Source organism: Saccharothrix sp. ST-888 (genome assembly GCF_000955975.1).
In the GTDB taxonomy this organism is placed as follows: domain Bacteria; phylum Actinomycetota; class Actinomycetes; order Streptomycetales; family Streptomycetaceae; genus Kitasatospora.
In genome coordinates this window covers 1-348 of the sequence record NZ_JYJF01000622.1, presented here as the reverse complement: position 1 = coordinate 348, position 348 = coordinate 1, and the positions used below count along the sequence as shown (strand labels likewise).

Below are 348 nucleotides of genomic sequence, written 5' to 3'. Positions count from 1 at the left end.
TCCGCGGCCCGCTGGGGGGCGCGGCGAGCCTGCTCGCCGGCCCGCCAGTCGTAGAACGAGGAACGGGCAATGCCCAGGACGCGGCAGCTCCGCTTGACGCCGCAGGCGCCGTGGTGGTCTTCAACGAAACGGAAGCGGATCACCGTGTCGTCTCGGCCGCGAAATAGGCGGCGGCCTTGCGCAGGACCTCGCTGGTCTTGTGCTGCTCGACGGGCTGTCGCGGCAGCCGGGTGCGTTCCTCGCGCTCGGCGCTGGTCAGCTCGCCTGCCCGATCCTCGCCACGGTCCGTGCGGTCCTGCTTGACCCAACCCCGCAGCCCCTCCGGGCTGACCCCCAGCTCCCGAGCGA

Annotated in this window: 1 pseudogene; it reads right to left on the bottom strand. The window is 72.4% G+C overall.

Annotated elements, in window-relative coordinates:
* Window positions 1-139: 139 nt before the first annotated feature.
* Window positions 140-348 (bottom strand): annotated as a pseudogene (locus tag UK12_RS33995) (IS3 family transposase); the annotation flags it as partial.